The organism is Nonomuraea sp. SBT364 (assembly GCF_001083785.1).
GTDB lineage: Bacteria > Actinomycetota > Actinomycetes > Streptosporangiales > Streptosporangiaceae > Nonomuraea.
In genome coordinates this window covers 1-26094 of sequence record NZ_LAVL01000015.1, presented here as the reverse complement: position 1 = coordinate 26094, position 26094 = coordinate 1, and the positions used below count along the sequence as shown (strand labels likewise).

The window sequence follows — 26094 nt, the reverse complement described above, 5'->3', positions numbered from 1 at the left end:
CCCTACTCCGCCGATCGTCCCATCCCCCTTCACGCCCCGGGCCGTCAGCCGATCGTCCCGTCCCCCTTCACGCCCCCGGGCCGTCAGTCGTCGTGGTCGGGGTCGTACCGGGTGGGCTCGGCCGGCAGCGTGTAGCGCCGGTCGATGAGCTCGACCACCCGGCTCAGGCTGTCGTCCGGCTCGTCCCGTTCCACCGCCTCGACCTCGCCGGCCAGCTCGTCGTCGCCGAGCCGGTCGCGGATCCAGGCCGAGTAGTCGCCCCGCTTCAGGTGATACGCCCAGGTGTCGCCGTCGATGCCCTCGGCGAGCTCCACGAACGTGTGCAGGTTGCGCGCCCGCAGGTTCAGCCGCTGCTCGGGGCCGGTGAAGTAGAAGCTCTTGTCCTTCGACATGGTGCCCGCGGCGTACTTGCGGCGGTGGCGGGTGCGTTCGGCGCGGGCCGGCGAGGGCTGGACCCGCTGGGCGGCGTCCAGCGCGGTGCGCCACAGGACGACGCTCCCGTCGTCCCCCTCGCCCTCGATGGCGGGCGCGGGCCGGCCGAGCGCGTCCGCGAACGCGCCGAGCGTGTCACCAGGCTCGGGGCCCACCGCGATCACGCCGTCCACCAGGTTCAGCGCCGCCGGGCTCAACGCCTCGGGATGCACGGTGATCAGCACCATCGCGCCCAGGTCGCGGACGTCCTTGACCGGCACCTCCTGCACCTCGGCCGGCATCAGGTGGTGCGCCTCGTCCACGACCACCCAGTGCGGGTGGCCGAGCTTGGCCCGCATGGAGACCAGGCGCGGCACCAGCTCGGCGAAGAACGCGGGCCGGTCGCGCAGCGGCATCCCGATCATGTTCACCACCGCGCTGTGCCGGGGCGACTCCAGCAGCCGCAGCACCTCGTCGACGGCCGGCGCCCGGTCCGGCTCGCCCAGCACCGCGGTCCCGGGGAACTCCGCGTAGTCGCCCTCCGGATCGATCACCACGCACTGGTGGTCGCTCTCCACCAGCCGCTCCAGCAGCGCGGTGGTGACCGTGGACTTGCCGCTGCCCGACGGCCCCGCCACCACCAGCCCCGTCCCGTACGGCGTGAGCCGCGCCTCGCCCTGGTCGCCGTGGCCGAGCAGCACGTCGTGGCGCGGCACGTCGATCTGGTCCAGTTCGCCCGACAACAGCAGCTCGGCGAGCTGGACGACGCCGTGGCCCGCCTCCCGGCCCAGCGGCAGGTCGCACTGGCGCAGCAGCGCCGGCACCGCATTGGCCACGGCCGCGCCGCACTCGGCCGCGCTCAGGAAGGCGTGGTCGTTCTCCGCGTCGCCGACGGCCACCACGTTGTGCCGCGACAGGCAGAGCCGGTCGAGGGCGGCGGCCAGGCCGCTGGCCTTGTTCACGCCGGGCGGCAGCACCATCACCGCGCCCTTGTTCCTGATGACCTGCAGCTCCAGGCCCAGCTCCCGGATGACCTCGTGCACCTGCGCGTCGTACGGCTCGCGCGTGGCGACGACCACCGACCCCACGCCCAGGGGCGTGACGCCCGCCGCGCGCAGCCGGTCGACCAGCTCGGCCGGCGGCGCCTCCGCCAGCGGCTCCCTGGTGCGCTCGCCGGGGTCGTAGAGCAGCCCGCCGTTCTCGGCCACCACCAGGTCGAACAGGTCGGCGTGCGGAAAGACGGACAGCAGGTCGTCGAGCTCCCGGCCGGTCACCAGCAGGAGTTTCCTGCCCGAGCGGGAAACCCGCTCCAGGACCCGGACGGTGTGCTCGTGGACCCGTCCGCGCGTGGCCAGCGTGTCGTCGTAGTCGCAGGCGAGCACGTGATATCTCATGTCGCGCACGTACCCGGAAGCACCCGTCGAAACCGGCAGGCTCGCGGCGGTTCCCGGGTGCACACCCCGCAACGCTGACGCTTCACCCCTCGATTTCCGGTGAATCGCGGCCTTCGCCGGCGCGCGCACTTTCGAATGCCCCGCTACCTGGAATTCCGCCGCCACGCGCGATCTCATGTCCCCCGGTTCGCAGGCCCTACACGGACAGGGGAACACATGGTGTATCCACGGCGGATAGCGCAGTTCACGCTCGCCTTCGCACTGGCCATCGGATTCGCGCAGCCGGTGGCGGCCGCCGAACGGGTGCGCGTCACCCGCTTCCTCGGCGAGCAGCAGTTGCCGCACAAGATGGAGTTCGCCGGCACGGTCGTCGGCGGCCTGTCCGGCCTGGACCGCGACCCCCGCACCGGCACCTGGTACTTCATCTCCGACGACCGGTGGCGCTACAACCCGGCCCGCTTCTACACCGGCCGGCTGGACTTCAACCCGCGCACCGGCGCCTTCACCGGCGCCCATGTCACCGGCGTCCAGACGCTCATCGGACCCGACGGCGAGCCCTATCCCGGCTACGGCAAGCCGCGCTCGGCCGACCCCGAGACGATCCGGTTCGACCGGCGCACCCGCCGCCTGATCTGGGGGCACGAAGGCGACCGCCCCGACGAGCGCAACCCGGACATCCCCGTCTCCCAGCTGTTCGTCCGCCGCATGGACCGGCAGGGCCGCCACCTCGGCTCCCTGCCCATGCCGCGCAACCTGCGGCTGACCACGACCGAGAGCGGCCCCCGGCGCAACTTCGGCATCGAGGGCCTGGCCCTCGGCCCGCGCACGATCGCCGCCGTGGCCGAGGGGCCGCGCTACGAGGACGGCCGGCCGCCGACCGTCGAGCGCGGCGCCCCGGCCAGGATCACGGTCTGGAACCGCGGCGGCCGCCTGCTCGGCCAGTACGCCTACCCGATCGACCCGCTCCCGGCCAGGCCCGTACCGCCGACCGGCGCGACCGACAGCGGGGTCTCCGAGCTCCTGGCCATCGACGACCACCGCTACCTGGCGCTGGAACGCTCCTGGATCGAGGGTGTGAACTACCGGGTCAAGCTGTACGAGATCGACCTGCGCGGCGCGACCGACGTGCTGCCCCGCCGGAGCCTGGCCGACGGCAGGCCGTACCGTCCCGTGCGCAAGCGGCTGGTCTACGACTTCAGCAGCCTGCCCGGCCAGGTGCAGAACCTGGAGGGCCTCGCCTGGGGCCCCCGGCTGCGCACCGGCGAGTGCACGCTGGTCGCCGGCTCCGACGACAACTTCGACGGGCGCGAGGTGACGCAGTTCCTCGCCTTCGCCGTCCGCGGCTGCTGACGCCGCCTTCCTGACCGCCCGCGCCCCTGCCCTCCATCAGGGGCGCGGGCTCTTGCGTCCCCAAGCCAGGGCGACGATCACGTACGGCACCGCGAACAGGGCGAACGTCACGCCGTGCCCCGCCATCGTGGACGCGGTTCCGTACGCGGTGTAGACCAGCAGCGTGACCCCCTCCCGGCCGAGTCCCGCGACGGAGGTGACGGTGGCGCGGCTCGGCCCGTCGATGCTCTCCTGAAGCCGCGCGTCGGCCACCACGTCGGCCAGCTGGAACGCCCCGAAGGCCAGCGCGATCAGCGCGAACCCGGCCGGCCGCCCGCTCAGCGCGCCGCCCGCCAGCGCGAGCGCCGCCGCCAGCAACATCAGCGCCAACCGGCGCTCCGCCAGGCGCTCGGCCTTCCCGGCGAGCAGCCCGCCTGCCGTGGCCGCGGCCCACACGAGCAGGACGAGCACGGGGACCCCGGCAAGGGGCATCCCGATCTCGGTGCCGAGGTACGGGACGTACTCCTCCAGCGCCCCCCAGATCGCCCCCGTGGCGGCCGACAGGAGCAGCCACCTCGACACCCGCCGGTTCCGGCGCGCCTCGGCGAGCCCGTTCCTCAGGACGGTCCAGTAGCCGGGCTCGTCGTCTTCTTCGTCGCCGTCATCGGCGGCGGGGGCACGATGCTCGGCGAAGGCCAGGGCGGCGGCCGAGCACAGCACGCAGGCCACGACGCTGGCCGCGCCCACCGCGAGATAGCCGCCGACGGCGAATACCGGGATGGCCAGCCCGATGGCCGACGCGGTCGCGGCCAGCCCCACCGAGGAGGCCCGGCCCATCAGCCCGGCATAGCGCCCCGCCTCGCCGACCCGCTGCAGCTCCTCGTACACCAGGGCTTCCAGCGACCCGGACGTGAGCGCGCCGCGCACGCCCCACAGCACGAACCCGGCGGCGAACGTCCAGTAGGAGGGGAAGATCACCCACAGCGCGAAGCCCGTGGCGGCGAGCAGCGGCCCCACGCACAGCAGCAACCGCCTGGAGAACACGTCCGCCAGGGCCCCCGAGGGCACCTCCAGCAGCAGCCCGGTGACCGACCAGATGACGAGCAGCGAGGTGGTCTCGGCCACCGACAACCCGGTCTCCGCGAACAGCAGCGTGTAGACCGGATAGAGGAGGACGAACTCATCCAGGAACGAGTAAAGGTAAAGAGTGCCCGCCAGCCGGGACGGGCTTCCGTTCGAAGGTCAATGTCGCCAGGTCATGCCGGTGATTCTAATCGCGCAGCCTAAGCTCCGCGTAAACCCCACAGTGTCGGTGCGCGGCGGCGAGGGAGATGCCGTTGGGTAGGGGGAGGGGATGAAAGTGGTGGTGCTGGCTGATACGCATGCGCCGCGCAGGTGGCGGGGCTGCCCGCCGCGCGTCGCCGAGCAGTTGCGCGGGGCCGGGGCGATCCTGCATGCCGGGGATGTGTGCGTGCCGTCGGTGCTGGCCGAGTTGGCCGGGTACGCGCCGGTCCACGCCGTGAAGGGCAACAACGACGGCCCGGACGTGGTGGCGCCGGAGACGCTGGAGCTGGACCTGGCCGGGCTGCGGGTCGGGATGATCCACGACAGCGGCCCGGCGCAGGGCAGGCTGAGGCGGATGCGCCGCCGCTTCCCGGCTGCCGACCTGGTGGTGTTCGGGCATTCGCACATCCCGCTGGACGAGTCGGAGGGCGGTTTCCGCATCTTCAACCCGGGCTCGCCCACCGACCGGCGGCGGCAGCCGTACGGGACCGTGGGGGTGCTCGGCATCGAGGGCGGCGAGCTCGTCGAGGCCAAGATCGTCCCCGTGACGTGACCGGGTTTGCCGGATGACGTTGTGCGGTATGTCCGTTACACACAGTGATGAACCGGACGGGGCTGACGATGGACCATCCCTGGCAGACGCGGACCCAGTGCCTGATCGAGGCCGGCCCGGCCGACACGGTGGACGTGCGCGTACGGTTCCTGCAGGTCGTGACCCGTGAGGTGGCCCGCGCGCGGGGCGACGAGCTGGAGCTCGCGCCGGAGCTGACCGTCGACGGCGTCCGCTACCTGGCGGGGCAGGAGTCGCGGGAGCGCGAGGTGGCCGTGTCCGGCGTGGCGCTGGGTGAGCTGATGACGGCGCCCAGCGTGATGGAGGTCGACGTCCCGGCCGACCAGGAGGCCGTGTGGCTGATCGACGTCAGCGGCCGGGCGGGTGCGGTGCTGCGCGGCTGGGAGGCGCTGCACGGTCGGGTCGAGGTGCGGGCCGAGCTGCTGCGCGAGGGGCTGTTCCAGCTCACGGTCCTGGTGGCCAACACGACCGAGTGCGGCAGGCACGCGTTCGTCTCGGTGCTGGCCGGTCGCGCGGGGGAGCGTCACGCGCTGCTGTCGGCGCCCATCGTCCTGGAGGAGCGCGCGCCGGCCGCCCGGTAGTCCTGGCACTACCTCGGGGTGTCGTTCCCGCGCGGTGGAGGCGGGGCGGGGATCGGGCGAGGCTTGCGGCATGTATCTCGCCTCGACGCTCCTGCTCGGCTCGCTCGTCGTCGTCCCGTCCGCCCCCGGCTGGGCGCCCTGCCCGGGGGACGACGTGCCCGCCGGCCTGGTGTGCGCCTCGGTGGACGTGCCGGTCGACTGGGCGCGGCCGGACGGCCGCAGGATCACCCTCCAGATCGCCAAACTGCCCGCGACCGGCGCCAGGACCGGGACGGTGTTCGCCGTTCCCGGCGGCCCCGGCGGTTCCGGGGTCGACGACCTCAAATACCGTGTGAAGAGCTTCGACAACCTGCGCGGACGTTTCGACGTGGTCAGCCTCACCCCGCGGACGCACGCGAGCGCGGGCGGCCTGCCGGTGGAGTGCTTCACCACGGGCCCGTGGCTGACCCGGCCCGACGGCAAGGCGGACTACGCCCGGCTCGCCGTCGCCAACCGGGCGAGCGCCGAACGCTGCCGCCGGCACGACCCCGAACTCTTCGACCATCTGGACTCGGCCTCCTTCGCCCGCGACATCGACGCCGTCCGGGCCGCGCTCGGCGAGCGGCGGCTGAGCTTCATCGCCACCTCCTACGGCGGCGTGCCCGCCGTGGCGTACGCCAGGCTCTTCCCCGAGCGGGTCCGGGCCATGTACCTGGACGGCGCGGTCAACCAGCTGCGCGACACCCGCGCGGAGATGCGGGACCGGGCGGCCACCTACGAGAAGCAGTTCACCCGGTTCGCCGCATGGTGCGCCGCCGACGCGTCCTGCGCGCTGCACGGGCCGGACCCGGCGGCGCGCTGGCGGAAGCTGGTCGCCCGCGCCGACCGCGACCCCGTTCCGGTCAGCGGTGAGCGCGTCCGGTACAGCGGCTTCGACATGCAGATCGCCGCGATGCCCAACCTGGTCCACCCCGGGACGGGCAACGCCCGGTGGGCGCAGCTCGCGGCCGCCGCGGCCAGGGCGGAGGCGGGGGACGCGCGCGGATTCGCCGACTACGTCAAGGCGTCGGGCAGCCTGAAGCCGCCTTCCTACACGGGCATGAACGCCACCCACTGCGCCGACGGCCTGCGCTTCGCCGGCTACGCCGACTACCGGGGGGCGCTGGCGATCGGGCGGCGGCTCTCGCCGAACCTGCCCGACATGGGGGTGTGGCACCGGCTCGGGTGCGCCGGCTGGCCCGGCCGGGTGGCCAACCCGCCGTCGCCGTTGCCGTCGAGCGGGCTGCCGCCGTTCCTCGGCGCGGGCACCTGGACGGACTACGCCGACACCGCCGATCTGGCGCTGCGGGTGCCGGGCTCCTCGACGGTCCGGTACGACGGTCCCGGGCACGGCCTCTACCTGACCGGCAACGCGTGCGTGATCGCGCACGCGGATCGCTACCTGACCGACCTGACGCTGCCGCCGCCCGGCACCGTGTGCCGGTGATCAGGCGGGCGCCCGGTCGGCCGCGATGACGAGCACCGCGCCGAACGCGGCCAGCGCCAGGTTGGCGAACAGCTCGTAACCGGTCAGGACGTCGATCCTCGGGATGATCACCCGGTTGAAGAAGTTCAGGAAGATCCCGAAGAACGGCTGTACGGCGAGGTGGTCGATGGCCCCGCTGACGCCCTGGAGCGCCAGGACGAGCCCCGCGACCTGGATGCTTTTGCGCATGCCCGAAACGCTAGGCAGGCGGGACCCGGCCGGGGATCGGTCATCCGTATCGGCCGGGGTGACCAAAGTAGGTGTCAGTCCCCGCCGCGCGAGGTGTGCGGATAGTGCAGGTCGAAGGCGGGCCGCTCGGAGCGGATCGGCGGCATGAACGTGAAGTTGTGCCGGGGCGGCGGACAGGACGTCGCCCACTCCAGCGAGCCGCCGTAACCCCAGGGGTCGTCCACGGTCACCAGCGGCGCCCGCCGCGCGGTCTTCCACACGTTGTAGAGGAACGGCAGCGTCGACAGGCCGAGCAGGAACGCGCCGGCGGAGGAGATCTGGTTGAGCGCGGTGAACCCGTCGGCCGGGCTGTAGTCGGCGTACCGGCGCGGGAACCCGACCACGCCGAGCCAGTGCTGCACCAGGAACGTGGTGTGGAAGCCGACGAACAGCATCCAGAAGTGCACCTTGCCCAGCCGGTCGTCGAGCATCCGCCCGGTCATCTTCGGCCACCAGAAGTAGAAGCCGGAGAACATCGCGAACACCACGGTGCCGAACACCACGTAGTGGAAGTGCGCCACCACGAAGTACGTGTCGCTGATGTGGAAGTCGAGCGGCGGCGACGCCAGGATGACCCCGGTCAGCCCGCCGAGCAGGAACGTCACCAGGAACCCGATCGCGAACAGCATCGGCGTCTCGAACGACAGATGCCCCCGCCACATCGTGCCGATCCAGTTGAAGAACTTCACCCCCGTCGGCACCGCGATCAAAAAGGTCATGAACGAGAAGAACGGCAGCAGCACCTGCCCGGTGGGGAACATGTGGTGCGCCCACACCGTCATCGACAGCCCGGCGATCGCGATCGTGGCGGCCACCAGCCCGATGTAGCCGAAGATCGGCTTACGGCTGAACACCGGCAGCACCTCGGTCACGATGCCGAAGAACGGCAGCGCGATGATGTAGACCTCGGGATGCCCGAAGAACCAGAACAGGTGCTGCCACAGGATCGGCCCGCCGTTCAGCGGGTCGTAGATGTGCGTGCCGAACCGCCGGTCGGCCTCCAGCGCCAGCAGGGCCGCCGCCAGCACCGGGAACGCCATCAGCACGAGCATGCTGGTCAGCAGCACGTTCCAGGTGAAGATCGGCATGCGGAACATGGTCATGCCGGGCGCCCGCATGCACACGATGGTGGTGAAGAAGTTGACCGACCCGAGGATCGTGCCCAGTCCGCTGAGCACCAGTCCCATGATCCACAGGTCGCCGCCGACCTGCGGGGTGTAGGTGGACGACGACAGCGGCGTGTAGGCGAACCAGCCGAAGTCCGCCGCCCCGCTCGGCGTGAAGAACCCGGCCACCGCGATCAGCCCGCCGAACAGGAACAGCCAGTAGCTGACCATGTTGAGCCGGGGAAAGGCGACGTCGGGCGAGCCGATCTGCAACGGCATGATCACGTTGGCGAACCCGGCGAACAGCGGGGTGGCGAACAGCAGCAGCATGATCGCGCCGTGCATGGTGAACAGCTGGTTGTACTGCAGCGTGGTGACGAACTGCAGATCCGGCTCCAGGAGCTCGGCCCGGATGATCATGGCCATGATCCCGGCCAGCAGGAAGAACGCGAACGAGGTGATCAGATAGAGGTACCCGATGACCTTGTGGTCCGTCGACGTCATCCATCTGACCAGCACCGCCCCGGCGCGATGGCTCTTGACCGGGGCGAGCGGCGAGGTCAGCGGCTCGCTGCCGGACGGCTTGTGGATCGTCACCTGGTTCCCCTTCGTACGCGGGCCGTACGCGCATGACTACCCGGGGTAATGCCACGCTAGGCCCACGAATCTCCCACAAGAGGCATAGTGGGACGCACCTGGGAGCGTCTGGGGGGTGACGACGATCCCTAGGAGGTGACGTGGACGCCGAGGACGAAAGGGTCTTCCGCGAGTTCGTCGCCGCGCGCTCACCCGCGCTGATGCGGCTCGGGTTCCTGCTCACCGGCGGGGACCAGCACGCGGCGGAGGACCTGGTGCAGGCGGCGCTGGCGAAGCTGGCCGGCCGCTGGCGGCGGGTGGACGCGCCGGAGGCCTACGCCAAGCAGATCATGTACCGCCAGAACATCAGCTGGTGGCGTACGGCCGGGCGGCGCGGCGAGGTCGTCCGGGAGTCGGTGCCCGACCTGCCGGGACGCGACCAGACGCACCGGAGCGAGCTGCGACTGGTGCTGCGGGGCGCGCTGGCCAGGCTCACCGCCAGGCAGCGCGCGGTCCTGGTGCTGCGCTACTTCGAGGACCTGCCGGACCACGAGGTCGCGCGGCTGCTCGGCTGCTCGGTCGGCACGGTCAGGAGCACCGCGCACCGCTCACTCGCCCGGCTGCGGGAGATCGCTCCCGAGCTGGCACGGGAACTGGAGGCCGCCGTATGACCAGGCTGCTGCGGGAGACGATGGAGGAGTGGGCCGGGCAGGCCGAGGTGCCGCACGACCTGGCCGACCGGGCGCTGCGGGGGCGTTCCTGGAAGCCGGCCGTCGCGGCCGCGCTGGCCCTGGCGGTGGCGGTCGCGGTGTTCGCCGTCGTGCTGACGGGCGGGCCGACGACCGTGCGGCCCGCCGATGGGATCATGCTTCCGCCCAGGCCCTCACCCGCACCCACGGACGTGCGCGGCGACCCGGACCACAACCGGCCGACGAAGCTGGTGGCCGCCGGGAACGTGGCGGTGTCCGCGTACTACACGCACGGGCAGGAGAGCCTCGGCGGAGACCGGGTCCGGCTGCGGCGCACCTGGTGGCTGTACGACCCGCGTACCGACACCTACGAGCGGACGCCGTACGCCTGGGTGGACGTGGCGCCGGGCATGCAGGTGGCGGCGGTGCTCGAAGGCGACGGGCTGGGCCGGCGGGCGGGCATCCTCGACATGAACACCCGCCAGTTCCTCACCTGGATCGACCTCGGCCATGACGTCGCGTCGCTCACGTGGTCGCCCGACGGCACCAAGCTGCTCGCCACCAGCTACGCCGAATACCCCGACACCTGGGAGGAGAACGGGCCGAACAGCCGGCTGCTCTTCGACAGCACCCGGCTCGGCTACGTCATCGCCGACGTGCCCGCGCGCACGGTCGAATATCACGCCAAGCCGGCCCTGACGGGCGCCCCGGACGATCCGCAGCCCGGCAACCACAACAGCCGCCAGGATCTCGGCTGGAGCCTCGACGGCTCGCTGATCTGGGAACCGCTCGACACCAAGCCCGGCAGGATCTACTACAGCCCGGGCGGGCAGCGGCAGGACCCGCCGCCCGACCTCGTGAGCCACGGCGGCCTGTCGAGGGTGTCGCCGGACGGCAGGCTGCTGCTCGGCGAACCGGGCCTGCCGACCTCGATCACCGACAGGGACACCGGCGCCGTCGTCGGCAGTCAGGAAGTGCTCCAGCTCCTGGCCTGGGCCGACAACGAGCACGTTCTCGCGCTCGGCTGCGCCGGCACCTGCGGCAACGAGTTCCGCAACGCCCTGGTCCTGGTCAGCGTGGACGGCAAGGAGGTGGTCCAGCTCACCGGGAACCGCGACTCGCGGACCGAGGAGGAGGGCTGGCAGTGGGTGCTCACGCCTAGATGACCCGAACGAGGGCAGGTGCAGGGCTTCCCCCGACCCCGAGGAGGACCCTTGACTACCGCGCAGAACGCCAGGGCCGCGGCCAGGAGGGCCGCGGACACCCCCGCGCTCGACCGGCTCGCCCGCGTCGGGCTCGCCTGCCGGGGCGTGCTGTACGCGCTGATCGGCGTGCTCGCCCTCCAGATCGCGTTCGACGGCGGCGGCGAGCAGGCCGACAAGGGCGGCGCCATCACCACGGTGGCGGAGCTGCCGTTCGGATCCGTGGTGCTGTGGGTGATGGTGGCCGGGTTCGTCGCCCTGGCGATTTGGCAGGCGTCCGAGGCGCTGGCCGGCCACCTGCGCCCCCTGGACCGCGCCGAGGCGGGCGGCCGGACCGCCGTGTACGCGCTGATCGTCTTCACGCTGTGGAGCGTGCTGACGGTCGGGCGCGCCGCCTCCGAGGACCAGAAGTCCCAGGACGTCACCGGCAAGCTGCTCGACCTGCCGGCCGGGCCGTGGCTCGTCGGCGCGATCGGCCTCGGCATCGTCGCGCTGGGCGTCTACTGGGCCCGGCAGGGCGTGACCAAGAAGTTCAAGGAGGAGCTCGAACTGGGCCGCATGTCGCCGCGCACCCGCTCGGTCATGGAGAAGCTCGGCCTGGCCGGCTACCTGGCGCGCGGCGCCATCGCCGGGCTGGCCGGGATCTTCGTCGTCCAGGCGGCCGTGACCCACGACCCGGACAAGGCGGGCGGCATCGACGCGACGCTCCGCGCGTTCGCCGACACCCCCGTGGGGCCGTGGCTGCTCGTGCTGGTGGCGGTGGGGCTGATGCTGTTCGCCGGATACTGCTTCGGCGAGTCGCGCTGGCGCCGGACCTGACGGTCAGGACGTCTCGAACTCCGCGACGTTCTGCTGGGTCGCCACCTTCACCGGCACGGCCACCGACTTCTCCACGGTCTCACCTCTGGCGACCTTGACCGCCGCCTCCACCGCCCGCTGGCCGAGCAGCTTCGGCTGCTGGGCGATGGTGGCGGCGAGCGTGCCGTCCTTGACCGCCGTCAGGCCGTGCGGGGTGCCGTCGAAGCCGACGACCTTGACCTCCTTGCCGGCCCGGCTGCCGAGCGCCCTGATCGCGCCCAGCGCCATCTCGTCGTTCTCGGCGAAGACGCCGGTGACGTCCGGGTGGGACTGCAGCAGGTTGGTCATCACGTCCAGGCCCTTGGCCCGGTCGAAGTCCGCCGGCTGCCTGGCCACCACCTGGATGTTGGGGAAGGCCTTGATGCCCTCCTCGAAGCCCCGGCCGCGGTCGCGGGAGGCGGAGGTGCCCGGCGTGCCCTGAAGGACGACCGCCTGCCCCTGCTCACCCATCTGCCTGGCCAGTTCCTGGGCGGCCAGCTTGCCGCCGGCCACGTTGTCGGACGCGACGGTCTGCGCCACCTCGACGCCGTTGACGCCGCGGTCCACGGCGATCACCGGCACGTCGACCCGTTCGGCGGCGGTCACGGCGGGCGCCGCGGCGTCGGAGTCGACGGGGTTCAGGATGATCGCCTTCATGTTCTGGCTGGTGAAGTTCTGGACCTGGTTCACCTGCTGGGAGGCGTCGTTCTGGGCGTCGGTGACGGTGAGCGTGGCGCCGAGCTTGTCGGCCTGCGCCTGGGCCCCGTCACGGAGCTGGACGAAGTACGGGTTGTTCAGCGTCGAGACGGACATCCCGATCTCGAGCCCGTCCCCTCCGCCCCCGCACGCGGTGAGGCCGAGCGCGAGCGCCATGACAATCGCGGGAATCCGCATGATCGTGCCTTTCTAGTTCGTTCCCCGGCGGCGCAGGGTGTCGACGAGGACGGCCAGCGCGATGACCACGCCGATCACCACCTGCTGCCAGAACGCCGACACCGACAGCAGGTTGAGGCCGTTGCGCAGCACGGCCAGGATGAGGGCGCCGACGAGCGTGCCGAGCGCCCGGCCCTTGCCGCCCGACAGGCTCGCGCCGCCGATGACCACGGCCGCGATCGCGTCGAGCTCGTAGCCGGCGGCCGCCTGCGGCTGCGCCGAGGCCAGGCGGCTGGCCAGCACGACCCCGGCGACGGCCGCGAACGCGCCGGACAGGGCGTAGGTGACGAGCTTGATCCGGCTGACCTTGATCCCGGACAGCCGGGCGGCCTCCTCGTTGCCGCCTATCGCGTACATCGCCCGGCCCGGATAGGTCCGGTTGAGGATCACGGCCGCGACGACCCCCATGACGAGCATCACCAGGACGGGGATCGGCAGGAACCGGCCTACCGTGTCGCCCAGGTGGGAGACCGCCTCCGGCATGGCGATCGGGCTGCCCTGGGAGATGACCAGGGCCAGGCCGCGGGCGATGCCGAGCATGGCCAGGGTGGCGATGAACGGGGGCAGCTTGCCGTACGCGATGAGGGCGGCGTTGACCAGCCCGCACGCGACGCCGGTGGCCAGCGAGAGCACGACGGCGGCCGGCCACGGCAGGCCGCCCTCGGTGGCCGTCCACGCCAGTGTGATCGCCGACAGCGCCGCGACCGAGCCGACCGACAGGTCGATGCCGCCGGTCACGATGACGAACGTGGAGCCGAACGCCAGGATGGCGGTCACGGCCGCCTGCACGCCCACGTTGAGCAGGTTCGTCAGGCTGAGGAAGTCGGACGACAGCAGCGACAGTGCCACCACGAGCACGACCAGCGCGGCGACCGCGCCGTTCTCGGCGAGCCAGGCCGCCGACCGCTTACTCGGCACGGGACCCCGCCACGTCGGTGACGGCCAGCGCCATCACGCCGTCCTGGGTGGCCTCGGCGGCGGGCAGCTCGCCGACGAGCCGGCCGCGCGCCATGACGAGGATCCGATCGCTCATCCCGAGCACCTCGGGCAGGTCGCTGGAGATCATCAGCACCGCGTGGCCGGAATCGGTGAGCGCGTTGACGAGCTGGTAGATCTCGACCTTGGCGGCCACGTCGACGCCGCGCGTCGGCTCGTCCAGGATGAGCACGCCCGCCTCGGCGACCAGCCACTTGCCGATGACGACCTTCTGCTGGTTGCCGCCGGACAGCGTGCGTACCTCCTGGTCCAGGCCCGTCATCCGGATGCCGAGCTGCCCGGCGACCCGGGCGGCCGCAGCGCGCTGGCCCTTCAGGTCCACGAACCCGGCCCTGGTGGCGTCGCGCAGGGTGACCAGCCCCAGGTTCTCGCCGATGTCCGCGCCCAGCACCAGGCCCTGGCCCTTGCGGTCCTCGGGCACCAGCCCGAGCCCGGCCTCCATCGCGGCGTGCACGTCGGCGGGCGGCAGCCGCCGCCCGCGCACGAACACCTCGCCGGCGTCGTAGCGGTCCGCGCCGAACACCGCCCTGGCGACCTCGGTGCGTCCCGCGCCCACCAGCCCGGCGAGCCCCACCACCTCGCCCGCCCGCACCTCGAACGAGATGTCGTCGAACGCGCCCGTACGGGTCAGGCCGCGGACGCTGAGCAGCGGCTCGCCCAGCTCGGCCGGGCGGCGCGGGAACTGCTGGTCGATCGGCCGGCCCACCATGAGCCTGACGAGCTCGTCCTGCGACGTGCCGGCGGGCACCTCGGCCACCGAGCGGCCGTCGCGCAGCACCGTCACCCGGTCGCCGATCTCGGCGATCTCCTCAAGGTGGTGGGTGATGAACACGATCGCCACGCCGTCGTCGCGCAGCCGGCGGACGATCTCGAAGAGCTTGCCGACCTCGCCGGTGGTGAGCACGGCCGTCGGCTCGTCCATGATGAGCACGCGGGCGTCCAGCGCCAGCGCCTTGGCGATCTCCACCATCTGCATGCGGGCGATGCCCAGCCTGCGGACCGGCGTGCGCGGATCGACCCGCACCCCCACCCGGTCCAGCAGCTCCCCGCCCCGGCGCATCATGGCGGCGCTGTCGATGAGCCCGAACCGGCGCGGCGGCCTGCCCAGCGACAGGTTCTCCGCCACCGACAGCTCGGGCACCAGGTTGAACTCCTGGTAGATGGTCGAGATGCCGAGCCGCCGCGCGTCGCCCGCGTCGCGGATCTCCACCGGCCGCCCGTCCATCAGCACGCGGCCGTCGTCCGGCCGGTACGCGCCGGACAGGATCTTGATCAGCGTGCTCTTGCCGGCGCCGTTCTCGCCGAGCAGCACGTGCACCTCGCCGGGCCGCAGGCTCAGGTCAACCCCGTCCAGCGCGCGCACGCCGGGGAAGGACTTGGTCAGCCCTTCCGCTCTGAGTATCACCTCGCTCACTCAGGGGATCTTTCCGCCCCCGCCGACGTCAAACCCGCAGGTGGGAGCGGTGAAGCCCCCGGCCCGCGCGGGGCCGGGGGACTCCTGCCGCAGGACTCAGACGCGCGAGATGCGCACCGCGTCCGCGATCACCAATCCGGTGCCGGACGTCCATCTGCTGACGCCCACCACGTTCTGGGTCCCGGCGTTGAGCGAGAAGGTGCCGATGCTGCGCCAGGCTCCTCCGCCGGATCTCTGGTCGACGTACACCGTCTGGTTGCCGCCCGCCGCGGCCACGATGTACGGGGCCGAGCTGTTGTACCCGGGATCGCTGGGATACCAGACCTCCACCCGGTAGTTGCCGGCGCTGGGGATGGCGGCCGAGTACCAGGCCGGGTCGCTGGAGGCGACCGGGTCGGCGAAGCGGTAGTCGGTGCCGTGCCGCTGGCTGGAGTACGCCGAGGTGCCCCAGTTGGCGCTGGCGGTGAAGCCGGAGCTGGAGTTGTCCACGGTGGTGGTCCACGACGGGGTGCCGCCGCCACCGGTGACGTAGTTCATGAACGTGGTCCAGTTCCAGTGCCGGCCCGGGTCGGTGTGGGTGGCGCCGGGGACCTCGTTGTGGCCGATGATGCCGGTGCGGGTCTTCGGGATGCCGTACTTGTCGCACAGGTGCTTGGTCAGCGCGGCCGAGGCGCGGTACATGGCGTCGGTGAACCACGAGGCGTCGTCGACCCAGCCCTCGTGCTCGATGCCGATGGACCGGGTGTTGTAGGACCAGTTGCCCGCGTGCCAGGCGACGTCCTTGTCCCGCACCATCTGGGTGACGGCGCCGTTGGAGGACTTGATCACGTAGTGCGCCGAGACGTTCGCGCTCGGGTTCTGGAACCACGAGATCGTGCCCGCGTACGAGCCCTGGGTGACGTGGATGATCACCCGGTCGATGTTGTAGCTGGACTCGCGGCTGGAGGCGGTGTAGTTGCCGGAGTTGGCCGCGACCCAGGCCGCGGGCGGGTAGTCGGCGCTGGCCACGGCGGCCCGCGCGTTCAGGTCACGGGCGTCGGCCAGCGCGCCCCGGTCGGCGGTGACCTCCTGCGGCGCGACGCTCACGCCGCGCGCCTGGAGGCCGAGGCCGAGGCTCTCGTACACGGCGTCGGCGTACAGGCGGGACAGTTCGGGCGAGGTGGCGTTGCCGTACGCGGCCACGGCCTGGTACCAGCGGCCGAGGTCGTCCCGGGCGGCCTCGTCGAGGCCGAGCTTGTCGGCGTGCGCGCGCAGCACGGCGGCGCCGCCGAGGATGTTGGCCGCGTCGTCCTTGCGCAGCTTGGCGACCGGCTCGCCGGTCAGCTCGGCGGCCTGTTCGAGGGACTTGGTGGTGGGGTTGCTGACCAGGTGCATCACGCCGTACCCGCCGCTGGCGCTGGGCTCGCCGTTGTGGCCGTCCAGGTGGGTTTCGGCGTACCCGAGCGCGACCAGCAGGTCCCGGGGGACGTCGTGGGCGGCGGCGGCCCGGTCGAAGGCGTCGGACAGGGGGTTGGCTGCCTGATGGGCCAGGGCCGGCTGACCTGCGAGAACCATGAGGGAGGTGATGACCGCGGCCGTGAGGGCCACTAATCGCGTTCGGGCGAGAGTCATGGGCGCTCCTCGTTGGGGGGTATCGGTCGCACAGTAAGGCTGTTCCATGACAGATGTCGATAATTGACATTACTTAGGTATTAAAGGAAACTTTCCGCCCGCGCGAAGGGGTGGCGCGTCAGGTTTGGGCCCCCGCGAATGTTGTGAAAACTATTGCGCTGTGAGGGAAGTGCGCTGAAACTTCCCTTCGTGACCACGCTTCTGCGTCTCGTCCTGACGGTCCTGCTCGCCGTCTTAGCCGGCGCCGTGGCGCCCGCGACCGCACCCGCGTCGGCCTCCTCGGCCTCGTCGGTCGCGTCGGCCTGCACCGTCGACCCCGCCACGCCCAAGCGCCAGCTCAGAGCCATGTGGATCTCCAGCGTCGCCAACATCGACTGGCCCAGCCGCACCGGCCTCAGCGTCTCGGCGCAGCAGGCCGAGTTCCGCTCCTGGCTCGACCTGGCCGTGCAGCGGCGGATGAACGCCGTGGTCGTCCAGGTCCGGCCGACGGCCGACACGTTCTGGCCGTCCACCCTGGAGCCGTGGTCGCAGTGGCTCACCGGCACCCAGGGCGGCGCCCCCGGCTACGACCCGCTCGCCTTCATGGTCGCCGAGGCGCACGCCCGCAACCTGGAGCTGCACGCCTGGTTCAACCCCTACCGGGTGGCCAACCACGACGACCCCAGCCGCCTGATCTCCAGCCACCCGGCACGCCGCAACCCGGGCTGGCGCTTCGCCTACGACGGCAAGCTGTACTACAACCCCGGCCTGCCCCAGGTCCGCGACTTCATCGAAGACGTGATCATGGATGCCGTCAGCCGCTACGACATCGACGGCGTGCACCTCGACGACTACTTCTACCCCTATCCGGTCAGCGGCCAGGCCATCCCCGACTCCGCCGCCTACGCCGCGCACGGCGGCGGGATGAACGTGCACGACTGGCGCCGCGAGAACGTCAACCTCCTGGTACGCGAGCTCGACCAGCGCATCCACGCCGCCAAGCCGCACGTGACGTTCGGCATCAGCCCGTTCGGCATCTGGCGCAACGCCTCCACCGACCCGCTCGGCTCGCGCACCTCCGGCCTCCAGTCGTACGACGCGATCTACGCCGACAGCCGACGCTGGGTCAAGCAGGGCTGGGTCGACTACATCTCGCCGCAGATCTACTGGCACATCGGCTTCGGCACGGCGGCGTACGAGGTGCTGACGGCCTGGTGGGCCGAGACCGTCCGGGGCACCGGCACCCAGCTCGTCATCGGCCAGGCCGCCTACCGGGCCGGCGCCTCCGGCCAGGACGCCGCCTGGCAGGACCGCACCGAGCTGAGCGACCACCTGCACGTCAACCGGCAGCACCCGGAGGTCGCCGGCGACATCTACTTCAGCGCCAAGGACGTCAGGGCCGACCGCATCGACGCCTTCTCCACCCTGGCCGCCGCCCACTACACCAAGCCGGCGCTGCTGCCCGCGCGCGGCACCGCCGCCGCCCCCGCCGCACCGGCGATCACTTCGGCCACCCGCGTGTCCAACGGCGTCTCGCTGGCCTTCCAGGGCTCCGGCGCCCGCTCCTACGCGATCTACCGCACCACCGGCGCCGCCGGCGAGTGCGCCTTCGCCGACGCCCGCAACCTGGTCGCCACCACGACCCGGACCGCCCACACCGACACCACGGCGGCGCCCGGCACCGCGTACACCTATTACGTGACGGCGCTCAACCGCACCCACCAGGAGAGCGCACCCAGCGCGGGCAAGCCCGTCACCGGCTCGGGCGAGACCTTCAGCGTGACGGTCGACAACACCGACGCGGCCTTCACCGCGAGCGCCAACTGGGGCACCTCCACCTTCTCCCCGCAACTGCACGGCACCGACTACCGTTTCGCCGACCCGGTCTCCGCCAGCGACCCTGCCTGGTACCGCGCCACGATCCCGGCCGCGGGCAGCTACCGCGTGGAGGTGTGGCACCCGGCCAACGCCGGCTACAACAGCGCCGCGCCGCACATCGTGACGGCCGCAGGCGGCAACCAGACCATCGCGGTCGACCAGCGCACGGGCGGCGGCGCCTGGCGCTCGCTCGGCACCTTCTCCCTGGCCGCGGGCACCTACAACGTGGTCGGCGTGAGCCGCTGGACCTCCACGACCGGCTACGTCATCGCCGACGCCGTCAGAATCACCCGCGTGTGAGCGGCCATCCTGGGTAGGGGGAGCGCATGACCCTCATAGACCGCGTGCGTGCCTACCTCCGCACCCCCCAGGGCAAGCAGACGATCGAGAAGGCCAAACGGATGGCCCGTGACCCCCGCAACCAGCACAAGGCCCGCCGCTTCCTGGACCGGTTCCGCTCCCGCCGCCACTGAGTCACGTTCCGAAGCGGATGCTCTCCAGCCGGTCGGCCTCCGCCCGGTCCAGCACCCGGGCGCTGTCGGCGGGCGCCGGGCGGCCGGCCCGGGCGCGCGCCAGCAGGGCGTGGCAGCGGCGCCGGTGCCGGGCGAACGTCCGTTCCGGCACCACCCGGCCCCTGGCCTGCTGCCCGGCCTTGGCCACCGCCGGCGTGACGTCCAGCAGCACCAGGTGAAACCCGGAGCGCCGGCCCATCCAGGCGAAGGCGCGCAGCACGACCGCGCTGCACCCCCGGTTGTGGGCGACCACCGACCGGCCGGCCCGCAACGCCGTGCGGATCCGCCACAGGTGGGTGCAGAACACCACGAACGTCCGCACCGGTTTCGGGGCCCAGCGCAGCCCGCCGGCCCAGTGCAGGCGCGACTGCATCGAGTCGATCACCGCCGCCCCGCCTGACGCCACCGGCCCGCTCTCCGTGCCGGTCAGGCCGTACAGGCGTCGTAGCAGCGTGGTCTTGCCCGCGCCGGGCAGGCCGGTCAGGATCACCAGCGATCCGGCGGGAAAATGCAGGGACGTCTCTCGGGCAGCGGGCACAGAGATGGACAAACGGCTCACCTTTCCACGAACCCGAGACGGACGTCCCCCAATCTAGCGAGGCTGGTGGCCGAATCGGGTCGGGGTGAGGCCGCCCTGGCGGACGACCGGGTCGGCGAGGACGTCGGAGTCGCGTTCCGGGGCGGGGTCGACGACCGGCTCGGCCTCACCCGCCTCGGCGATCCGGCGCAGCAGCCGTTCGCGCAGCTCCGCCGACTCCTTCAGGTGGGAGCGCAGCCCGGCCAGGTTGACCAGCTCGTGCGGGTCGCTGTCGAGGTCGTACAGGGCCTGCTCGCGGTAGCGCGGCGAGGCCGCCTCGTGCCACGGGTCCGCGCCTTCGGCCACCGCGTAGTACTTCCACCGGGGCGTGCGGATGCCGCGTCCCATCTCCGACTCGCTGACCTGGAAGAACACCTCGTCCGGCCACTCGGCCCGGGAGTCGCGCAGCAGCGGCAGGAACGAGCGCCCCTGCATGTCCGGCGGCACCGGCAGCCCGGCCGCGTCCAGCAGCGTGGGCGGCAGGTCGATGGTGCTGACCGGCCGCGCGATGGCGCCGCCACCGTCGAACCCGGGACCCCGTACGGCCAGCGGCACCCGCAGGGAGGCGTCGTGACAGGAGCGCTTGTACTCGTCGTTGCGCGTCTTGAAGTGGCTGCCGTGGTCGGAGGTGTAGGCCACGATCGTGTCGTCGAGCAGGTCCATGCTGCGCAGCGCGTCGAGCAGCCGCCCCAGCCCCTCGTCCAGCCGCTTGACCTGGCCGAGGTAGCCGCCGAGGTGCCGGTGCGCGGTGCCGCCGAGCGCCGCCAGGTCGGGCGGCAGCCACCGCCCCTGGTAGCGCTCCTCGTAGCCGTCGGGCGCCGGGTAGTTGTCCACCTCGTTCTGGTGGTGCGGCTCCAGGAACGACAGGAACAGGAAGAACGGCTCCTCGTGATGGTCGGCGACGAACCGCACGGCGGCGTCGACCAGCGCGTCGGAGCGGTAGCCGGGCAGGAAGACCGGATCCTCGCCCTCGTCGTAGACGATCGTCCGGTAGGCGTCGGAGGTGAACTCCAGCGTGTTCGCCGCCAGCCAGCTCCGGTAGCCGCCGCGCTCCTCCTCGGGCACCGGGTCGCGCCGCGCCAGATGCCATTTGCCGATGTAGCCGGTGGCGTACCCGGCCTCGCCGAAGTGGTGGGCCAGCGTCCGCTCCTCCGCCGGCAGGGTGAGCCCGTTGCGGTGCACCCCGGTCGTCGTCGGGTAGCGCCCGGTCTGAAGCGCGGCGCGGGCGGGCGCGCACACCGGCTGCGGCGTGAGCGCCACCGTGGCCTGGGTGCCGTGCCTGGCCATCCTGTCGAGGTTGGGGGTGAAGGGGCCGACGGTGTCCCACCGCTGCTGATCGGTGAGGATCACGATCACGTTCGGGCGTGCCAAGAAGAAGCTCCTAACGAAGGCCGGTCAGCGCGATGCCGCGGACGAAGTATCGCTGGGTGACGATGAACAGGACCGCGGTGGGCACGAAGAGGATCACCGAGCCCGCGGCGGTGAGGTGCCAGAGCGTGAAGTACTCCTGGTTGAACAGCGTGAGCCCGACGGGGATCGTCCGCATCTCGGGCGTGGTGGTCGCCACCAGCGGCCACAGGAACTCGTTCCACTGGAAGACGAACGTGAACAGCCCGAGCACGGCCAGCGCCGGCCGCGTCTGCGGCAGGATGATCCGCCGGTAGATGGCGAACTCCGACGCCCCGTCGATGCGGGCGGCGTGGATCAGGTCGTCCGGGATCGGCTGGATGAACTGCCGCATGAGGAAGATGCCGAAGGCGTCCATCAGGAACGGCGTGATCAGCCCTTGGTAGGTGTTGATCCACCCGAGATGCGCCATCAGCACGTAGAGCGGGATCATCCGCACGAAGAACGGCACCATCAGCGTCGCCAGCAACGCCACGAACAGCGTGTTGCGCAGCGGGAAGCGGAACTTGGCGAACACGTACCCGACGAGCGGGTCGAACAGCAGGTGCGCCAGCGTGATGCCGCCGGCCACGACCAGGCTGTTGACGATGAAGTTGCCGAACGGCGCCCGGGTGAACAGCTCGGCGTAGTTGCCCCACTGCGGCGACTCCGGCCACACCACGGCCTCGGCCGACAGGGTCTCGGCCTCGGTCTGCAGCGACAGCGAGAGCATGTAGAGCAGCGGCAGCACCATCACCAGCGAGGCGACGGCCAGCAGCGTGTAGAGCAGCGCGCGCCGCATCAGTACTGCACCTCCCCGCGCCGCCCGGCCCTGAGCTGGATGAGCGTGAAGGCGACGATCACGATCAGCAGCAGCACCGACTGCGCCGAGGCGTAGCCGAAGTCCCTGGCCCGGAAGGCGACGTTGAAGATGTGGAAGACGGACAGGTCGGTGGCGTCGCCGGGCCCGCCGTTGGTGATGATGTACGCCTGCCCGAACGCCTGCAGCCCGGAGATCACCGCCATCACCGACACGAACAGCGTCGTCGGCGCCAGCAACGGCAGCGTGATGCGCCAGAACCGGTGCCAGGCGTCGGCCCCGTCGATCTTCGCGGCCTCGTGGAACGTCTCGGGGATGCCCTGCAGCCCGGCCAGGAACAGCACCATCGTGTAGCCGACGTTCTGCCACAGCGTGACGGCGGCGATGGTGAGCAGCGGGCTGGTGTTGAGCCACTGCTGCTCGGGCAGCCCGAGAGCGACCAGCGTCCGGTTGAGCACGCCGAGCTCGGGGTCGAGGATGTTGCGCCAGAGCAGCCCGACGATCGCCACCGACGTCAGGTAGGGCACGAGCAGCATCACCCGGAACGCCACCCGCCCCCGGAGCGGCTGGTCCAGCGCCATCGCCAGGCCGAGCCCGAGCACGATCGACCCCGCCACCACGATCAGCGCGAACCCGGCCGTGACCAGGAACGAGTGCCGCACCGCCGGATCGGACAGCGCCTGCGCGTAGTTGCCCAGCCCGGTGAACCGATCGGCCGACGGCCCCGACATCAGGCTCGTGGAGACCACGTTCCCGATCGGCACGTAGAAGAAGGCGGCGAAGAACAGGATCGCCGGAAGCAGAAACAGATAGGCAGTACGGGCATACCGGGCGGAGAGCGTGCGCGGGCGGAGCACGCTCATGTGAGGTAGCTCCGCGCCGCCTCGGCGAACTTCTCGATCGCCGCGTCGGCGGGCTCGTTCTGGATGAGCACCGACTGGTACATCTTCTTCAGGTCGTCGTCGAACCTGCCGAACTGCCCGGTCAGCCGGATCTCCTGGCTGGCGTCGCGGGCCATGCCGAGCGCGTCGGCGAACGCCTTGGTCGCCGGGTCGGACTGCACCTCGGGCAGCTCCGCCCAGGACAGGCGCGGCATCAGCATGCCGACCTCCTTGGTGGCCGCCTGCTCGACCTCCAGCGCGGTGATGCGCTTGACGAAGTCCCACGACAGGTCGGGCCTGCGCGCCTTGGCCGGGACGAACACGCTGGTCCCCGCCGCGTTCGTGGCCTGCTCCTGACCCTTGAGCGGGGCGGCGTAGCCGATCTCGATGTCGGGGCTGGTCTGCTTGATCGGCCCGAGGTCCCACGGCCCGGTAATGATCATCGCGGCCCGCTTGGCGGAGAACAGCTTCTGCGGCCCCGAGTAGTCGGTGCCCGACACCGGCACCGGCGCCACCTTGTGCTTGTGCACCAGGTCCGCCTGGAACCGCATCGCCTCCACGGCCGCCTCGTGCGGCACCAGCACGTCCTTGGTCGCCGGGTCGTAGTAGCGCACGCCGTTCTGCATCATCCACGGCCCGGCGTAGCCGTGGTCCTGGTTGAGCGCGATGCCGTGGACGTCGTCCTTGGTGAGCTTCCTGGCCGCCTCCAGCAGCTCCTCCCAGGTGGTGGGCGGCTCGACGCCGGCCGCGTCCAGCATGCCCTTGTTGTAGAGCAGGAGGGTGCACGTCAGGTGCAACTGCACGCCGTACACCTTGCCCTGGTACGAGTTCCGCTCGACGGTGACGGGACGCCAGTCGGCCGGGAAGCCCATCGCCCGGCCGTCGCGGTCCACGTACTCCTGCAGCGAGAGGGCGTTGCCGGAGATCGCGAAGTCCTGGACCCAGCCGCCGGGCTCCTCGACCACGTCCGGCACGCTGCCGGAGGCGAAGTCGGCCAGCAGCCGGGTGCGCAGGTCGGGCCACTGGTACTTCTGGAAGTTGACCTTGACCTTGTTGGCCTGCTCGAACTCGGCGATCACCTTGCGATAGGCCTGGTAGTCGTGACCGGCGTTCCAGTAGACGGTGAAGGTGCCGGGCTCGGCGGTCTGCGCGGGCGGGGCTCCGGCGCAGGCGTTCAGCAGCGGCACGGCGGCGGCGGCCGACGCCAGGCGGAGCAGATCGCGACGGGAGAGATCGGGGGACATCTCATCGGTTCCCTTCTAGGAAGAGCCCCTGCGCAGGAACGCCCAGGATCGGACGATCTCGCGGTCGGGCAGTGGCTCCTCGGCCTGGAGGCGGTCGAAGAGCAGGCGCACGACGTCGGTGTAGTCGTGCCTGAGCGGGCCAACGGTGCTGAGCGGCGGGTTGGCGATGAGTCCTTCGTCGATGTTGCCGACGCCGACCACGGCGACGTCGTCGGGCACGCGCAGCCCGGCGTCCCTGGCGGCCCAGATCGTGCTGATCGCGGCCCGGTCGCTGGCCGCGAAGATCGCGTCGGGCGGCTCCGGGCCGCGTAGCAGCGCGGTGGCGGCCTGGTAGGCGCCGACTCGGTCGTCGGCGCCCGGCACCACGATCCGGCGCGCCGGGTCGACGCCGTGCCGGTCCAGCGCGGTGGTGTAGCCGAGCAGCCGGCCGGTGGGCCGCTCGCGGTAGAGCTCGTAGCGCCGAGCCAGGAACGCGATGCGCCGCCGGCCCTGGCCGACGAGGTGCTCGACCGCCTCGGCGCACGCCTCCGCCTCGGGCGTCCGTACGACGTCGCAGCCGGGAGGCACGCTCTCCTCGCCCAGGACCACGGTCGGCATGCGGGTCGCGACGACCGAGGCCAGCAGCTCCTTGGTGAGGTGGTCGCCGACGGAGTGGATCAGCACGCCGTCGGCGATGCCGCCGCGCAGCACGTCGACCGCCGCGATGGCGCGCGCCTCGGAGTAGACGGTGAGCGTGACGACCGAGTAGCCGTGGCCGTCGGCCATCTCGTGCAGGTCGCGGGCCAGCCGCTCGTCGGTCGGCACCCCGCCGAACGACCCCTGCACCAGGCACACCCGCTGAGTACGGCGGCGCCGCAGGCTCCGGGCGGCCTGGTTGGGGATGTAGCCGAGCCGGGCGGCGGCGTCGAGCACGCGCTGCCTGGTCTCGGCGCCGACCCGCCTGTCCCGGCCGCTCAGCACGTACGACACGGTGGCGATCGACACTCCGGCGAGCTCGGCCACCTGCTTGGCGGTGGGTCTCATGTTATACGAATAACATAGTATTTCCTGCATGTAAAGTAGGTTTTTATACGGCTCCTTCGTGGAACGACGTGACGCTTCGGGAGGGCAGCAGGCGTGTGCTTCGTCATAGTGATTAATCGTTTAACACGCCATCGCCCGCTTCGGGAAGAGGTGACGGCGAACTCGCTTGCAAGTTGAGTTGAGCTCAACCAACATGGAGGGCGTGGAGAAGCTGTCCGAACGCGCCGCCGCCAGCCGCCGCCGCCTGCTGGAAGCGGCCGCCGACGAGCTCATCGCGACCGGTGACGTCGAGGTCGCGGCCGTCGCCCGGCGTGCCGGCCTCAGCGTCGGCCTGCCGTATCGCTACTTCGGCACCCGCAGCGGCCTCATGAGCGCGCTCCTCGAAGACTTCTACGAGCGGCTGGTGGCCGACACCGTCCTCGTCAGCTTCGACGGCGACACCTGGCTGGACCGCTGGCGCGCCCAGCTGACCACCTGGGTCGACCGCGTCTACGACGACCCGCTGGCCCCCGTCGTCCTCGGCCGCATGGTCGGCGACGCGCAGGTGGCGGCCATGGAGGCGAGCTGCTTCAAACTGGTCATCACGCTCGGCGCCAAACACGTCGCCGCCGGCCAGGCAGAGGGCGCCGTCGTCGCGGACCGCGATCCGGAGCTGCTGGCCACGGCGGTGGTGGGCGGCATGCGCGCCGTCTTCACCGTCGTCCTCGACCAGGACCCCCGGCCCGGCCGGGAGGTGGTGCTGCGTGAGCTCTGGGAGTTCAGCACCGCCGCGCTCGGCGCCCGTCCCGGCAGGGACGCCTGATGGCCGGCGGCGCCCTGTCCGCGCTGCACCGGGACGGCTTCCTCGTGCTGCCCGGCGTGCTCACCCCGGCCGCCTGCCGGCGCATCCGCGCCGAGCTCACCCCGCTGCTCGGCCCCGCCGGCCGAGACCCCTTCCGCGCACGCCACGTCAGGCAGGTCTTCGGCGTCCTGCACAACACCCGCGCCGTCGACCGCCTGCTCGACCACCCCGCGGCGCTGGCCTTCCTGGACCGCCTCCTGCTGCCCAACTTCCTGCTGTCCGAGCTCGAGGTGATCGAGGTGGCCCCAGGCGCCCCGGACCGCCCGCCCCGGCCGGACGACCGGCAC

Annotated in this window: 25 protein-coding genes; 11 read left to right on the top strand and 14 right to left on the bottom strand. The window is 71.6% G+C overall.

What is annotated here, in order from left to right:
• Positions 1–83: 83 nt before the first annotated feature.
• Entirely contained in the window at positions 84–1805 is a 1722-nt protein-coding gene (locus ADY59_RS10215) for an HAD-IIB family hydrolase (protein WP_049560773.1), read from the bottom strand.
• A 216-nt stretch (positions 1806–2021) separates the two neighbouring features.
• On the opposite strand from ADY59_RS10215, the gene ADY59_RS10210 reads away from it, so the two are divergent.
• On the top strand, positions 2022–3155 hold the full coding sequence (locus tag ADY59_RS10210) for an esterase-like activity of phytase family protein (RefSeq protein WP_049560626.1): 1134 nt from the start codon (positions 2022–2024) through the stop codon (positions 3153–3155).
• Between the two features lie 36 nt (positions 3156–3191).
• Here the strand turns inward: ADY59_RS10210 and ADY59_RS10205 are convergent, their stop codons facing one another.
• Complete coding sequence (locus ADY59_RS10205) at positions 3192–4352, bottom strand: MFS transporter (protein ID WP_049560621.1); 1161 nt, start codon at positions 4350–4352, stop codon at positions 3192–3194.
• A 136-nt stretch (positions 4353–4488) separates the two neighbouring features.
• On the opposite strand from ADY59_RS10205, the gene ADY59_RS10200 reads away from it, so the two are divergent.
• The 3 genes from ADY59_RS10200 to ADY59_RS10190 all read left to right on the top strand — a co-directional run bounded on the left by ADY59_RS10200 (position 4489) and on the right by ADY59_RS10190 (position 7035).
• Complete coding sequence (locus ADY59_RS10200) at positions 4489–4971, top strand: metallophosphoesterase family protein (RefSeq protein ID WP_049560620.1); 483 nt, start codon at positions 4489–4491, stop codon at positions 4969–4971.
• 68 nt (positions 4972–5039) lie between these two features.
• Entirely contained in the window at positions 5040–5570 is a 531-nt protein-coding gene (locus ADY59_RS10195) for a hypothetical protein (RefSeq protein ID WP_156325409.1), read from the top strand.
• Between the two features lie 70 nt (positions 5571–5640).
• On the top strand, positions 5641–7035 hold the full coding sequence (locus ADY59_RS10190) for an alpha/beta fold hydrolase (protein WP_053174592.1): 1395 nt from the start codon (positions 5641–5643) through the stop codon (positions 7033–7035).
• Here ADY59_RS10190 and ADY59_RS10185 read toward each other — a convergent pair whose 3' ends face one another.
• Complete coding sequence (locus ADY59_RS10185; protein ID WP_049560618.1) at positions 7036–7263, bottom strand: hypothetical protein; 228 nt, start codon at positions 7261–7263, stop codon at positions 7036–7038.
• 74 nt (positions 7264–7337) lie between these two features.
• The gene (gene ctaD, locus ADY59_RS10180) at positions 7338–8972 is read right to left on the bottom strand and encodes an aa3-type cytochrome oxidase subunit I (RefSeq protein ID WP_049560769.1); all 1635 of its coding nucleotides are present in this window, start codon (positions 8970–8972) and stop codon (positions 7338–7340) included.
• A 173-nt stretch (positions 8973–9145) separates the two neighbouring features.
• On the opposite strand from ctaD, the gene ADY59_RS10175 reads away from it, so the two are divergent.
• Genes ADY59_RS10175 through ADY59_RS10165 form a run of 3 tightly spaced genes read left to right on the top strand, consistent with a single transcriptional unit; the run spans position 9146 to position 11694 of the window.
• Positions 9146–9655 (top strand): SigE family RNA polymerase sigma factor, encoded by a 510-nt coding sequence (locus ADY59_RS10175; protein WP_049560617.1) that lies wholly within the window; start codon positions 9146–9148, stop codon positions 9653–9655.
• The gene (locus ADY59_RS10170) at positions 9652–10839 is read left to right on the top strand and encodes a hypothetical protein (protein ID WP_049560616.1); all 1188 of its coding nucleotides are present in this window, start codon (positions 9652–9654) and stop codon (positions 10837–10839) included. Before ADY59_RS10175 ends, ADY59_RS10170 begins: the two co-directional genes overlap by 4 nt.
• A gap of 48 nt (positions 10840–10887) precedes the next feature.
• Entirely contained in the window at positions 10888–11694 is an 807-nt protein-coding gene (locus ADY59_RS10165) for a DUF1206 domain-containing protein (RefSeq protein WP_049560615.1), read from the top strand.
• Positions 11695–11697: 3 nt separating this feature from the next.
• Here the strand turns inward: ADY59_RS10165 and ADY59_RS53690 are convergent, their stop codons facing one another.
• The 4 genes from ADY59_RS53690 to ADY59_RS53280 all read right to left on the bottom strand — a co-directional run bounded on the left by ADY59_RS53690 (position 11698) and on the right by ADY59_RS53280 (position 16666).
• Entirely contained in the window at positions 11698–12606 is a 909-nt protein-coding gene (locus ADY59_RS53690; RefSeq protein ID WP_331459478.1) for a D-ribose ABC transporter substrate-binding protein, read from the bottom strand.
• A gap of 12 nt (positions 12607–12618) precedes the next feature.
• On the bottom strand, positions 12619–13563 hold the full coding sequence (locus ADY59_RS53685; protein ID WP_331459477.1) for an ABC transporter permease: 945 nt from the start codon (positions 13561–13563) through the stop codon (positions 12619–12621).
• Entirely contained in the window at positions 13553–15055 is a 1503-nt protein-coding gene (locus ADY59_RS10155) for a sugar ABC transporter ATP-binding protein (RefSeq protein ID WP_049560614.1), read from the bottom strand. The genes ADY59_RS53685 and ADY59_RS10155 overlap by 11 nt, the downstream gene beginning before the upstream one ends.
• A 96-nt stretch (positions 15056–15151) precedes the next feature.
• Positions 15152–16666: a golvesin C-terminal-like domain-containing protein gene (locus ADY59_RS53280; protein WP_049560613.1), complete on the bottom strand. Its 1515-nt coding sequence runs from the start codon at positions 16664–16666 to the stop codon at positions 15152–15154.
• Between the two features lie 189 nt (positions 16667–16855).
• On the opposite strand from ADY59_RS53280, the gene ADY59_RS10145 reads away from it, so the two are divergent.
• Complete coding sequence (locus ADY59_RS10145) at positions 16856–18823, top strand: family 10 glycosylhydrolase (RefSeq protein ID WP_053174589.1); 1968 nt, start codon at positions 16856–16858, stop codon at positions 18821–18823.
• Positions 18824–18849: 26 nt separating this feature from the next.
• The gene (locus ADY59_RS51210; RefSeq protein ID WP_197093531.1) at positions 18850–18996 is read left to right on the top strand and encodes a hypothetical protein; all 147 of its coding nucleotides are present in this window, start codon (positions 18850–18852) and stop codon (positions 18994–18996) included.
• 1 nt (position 18997) lies between these two features.
• Here the strand turns inward: ADY59_RS51210 and ADY59_RS10140 are convergent, their stop codons facing one another.
• Genes ADY59_RS10140 through ADY59_RS10115 form a run of 6 tightly spaced genes read right to left on the bottom strand, consistent with a single transcriptional unit; the run spans position 18998 to position 24966 of the window.
• Positions 18998–19585 (bottom strand): AAA family ATPase, encoded by a 588-nt coding sequence (locus ADY59_RS10140; protein WP_231618639.1) that lies wholly within the window; start codon positions 19583–19585, stop codon positions 18998–19000.
• A gap of 42 nt (positions 19586–19627) precedes the next feature.
• Positions 19628–20983, bottom strand: a complete 1356-nt coding sequence (locus ADY59_RS10135; RefSeq protein ID WP_049560612.1) for a sulfatase-like hydrolase/transferase — start codon at positions 20981–20983, stop codon at positions 19628–19630.
• Positions 20984–20993: 10 nt separating this feature from the next.
• Positions 20994–21800, bottom strand: a complete 807-nt coding sequence (locus ADY59_RS10130) for a carbohydrate ABC transporter permease (protein ID WP_049560611.1) — start codon at positions 21798–21800, stop codon at positions 20994–20996.
• Positions 21800–22681, bottom strand: coding sequence for a carbohydrate ABC transporter permease (locus ADY59_RS10125; RefSeq protein ID WP_049560610.1), 882 nt, complete (start codon positions 22679–22681; stop codon positions 21800–21802). The genes ADY59_RS10130 and ADY59_RS10125 overlap by 1 nt, the downstream gene beginning before the upstream one ends.
• Entirely contained in the window at positions 22678–23943 is a 1266-nt protein-coding gene (locus tag ADY59_RS10120) for a sugar ABC transporter substrate-binding protein (protein ID WP_156325408.1), read from the bottom strand. Before ADY59_RS10120 ends, ADY59_RS10125 begins: the two co-directional genes overlap by 4 nt.
• A 15-nt stretch (positions 23944–23958) precedes the next feature.
• Positions 23959–24966 carry a LacI family DNA-binding transcriptional regulator gene (locus tag ADY59_RS10115; RefSeq protein WP_049560609.1) on the bottom strand — a complete coding sequence of 336 codons (1008 nt, stop codon included), beginning with the start codon at positions 24964–24966 and terminating at the stop codon, positions 23959–23961.
• A 202-nt stretch (positions 24967–25168) separates the two neighbouring features.
• Between ADY59_RS10115 and ADY59_RS10110 the strand changes: the two genes are divergently transcribed.
• Both ADY59_RS10110 and ADY59_RS10105 read left to right on the top strand, forming a co-directional pair.
• Positions 25169–25768 (top strand): TetR/AcrR family transcriptional regulator, encoded by a 600-nt coding sequence (locus ADY59_RS10110; RefSeq protein ID WP_197093530.1) that lies wholly within the window; start codon positions 25169–25171, stop codon positions 25766–25768.
• A partial coding sequence (locus tag ADY59_RS10105) for a phytanoyl-CoA dioxygenase family protein (protein WP_231618638.1) occupies positions 25768–26094 on the top strand: 327 nt, incomplete at its 3' end. The genes ADY59_RS10110 and ADY59_RS10105, both read left to right, overlap by 1 nt.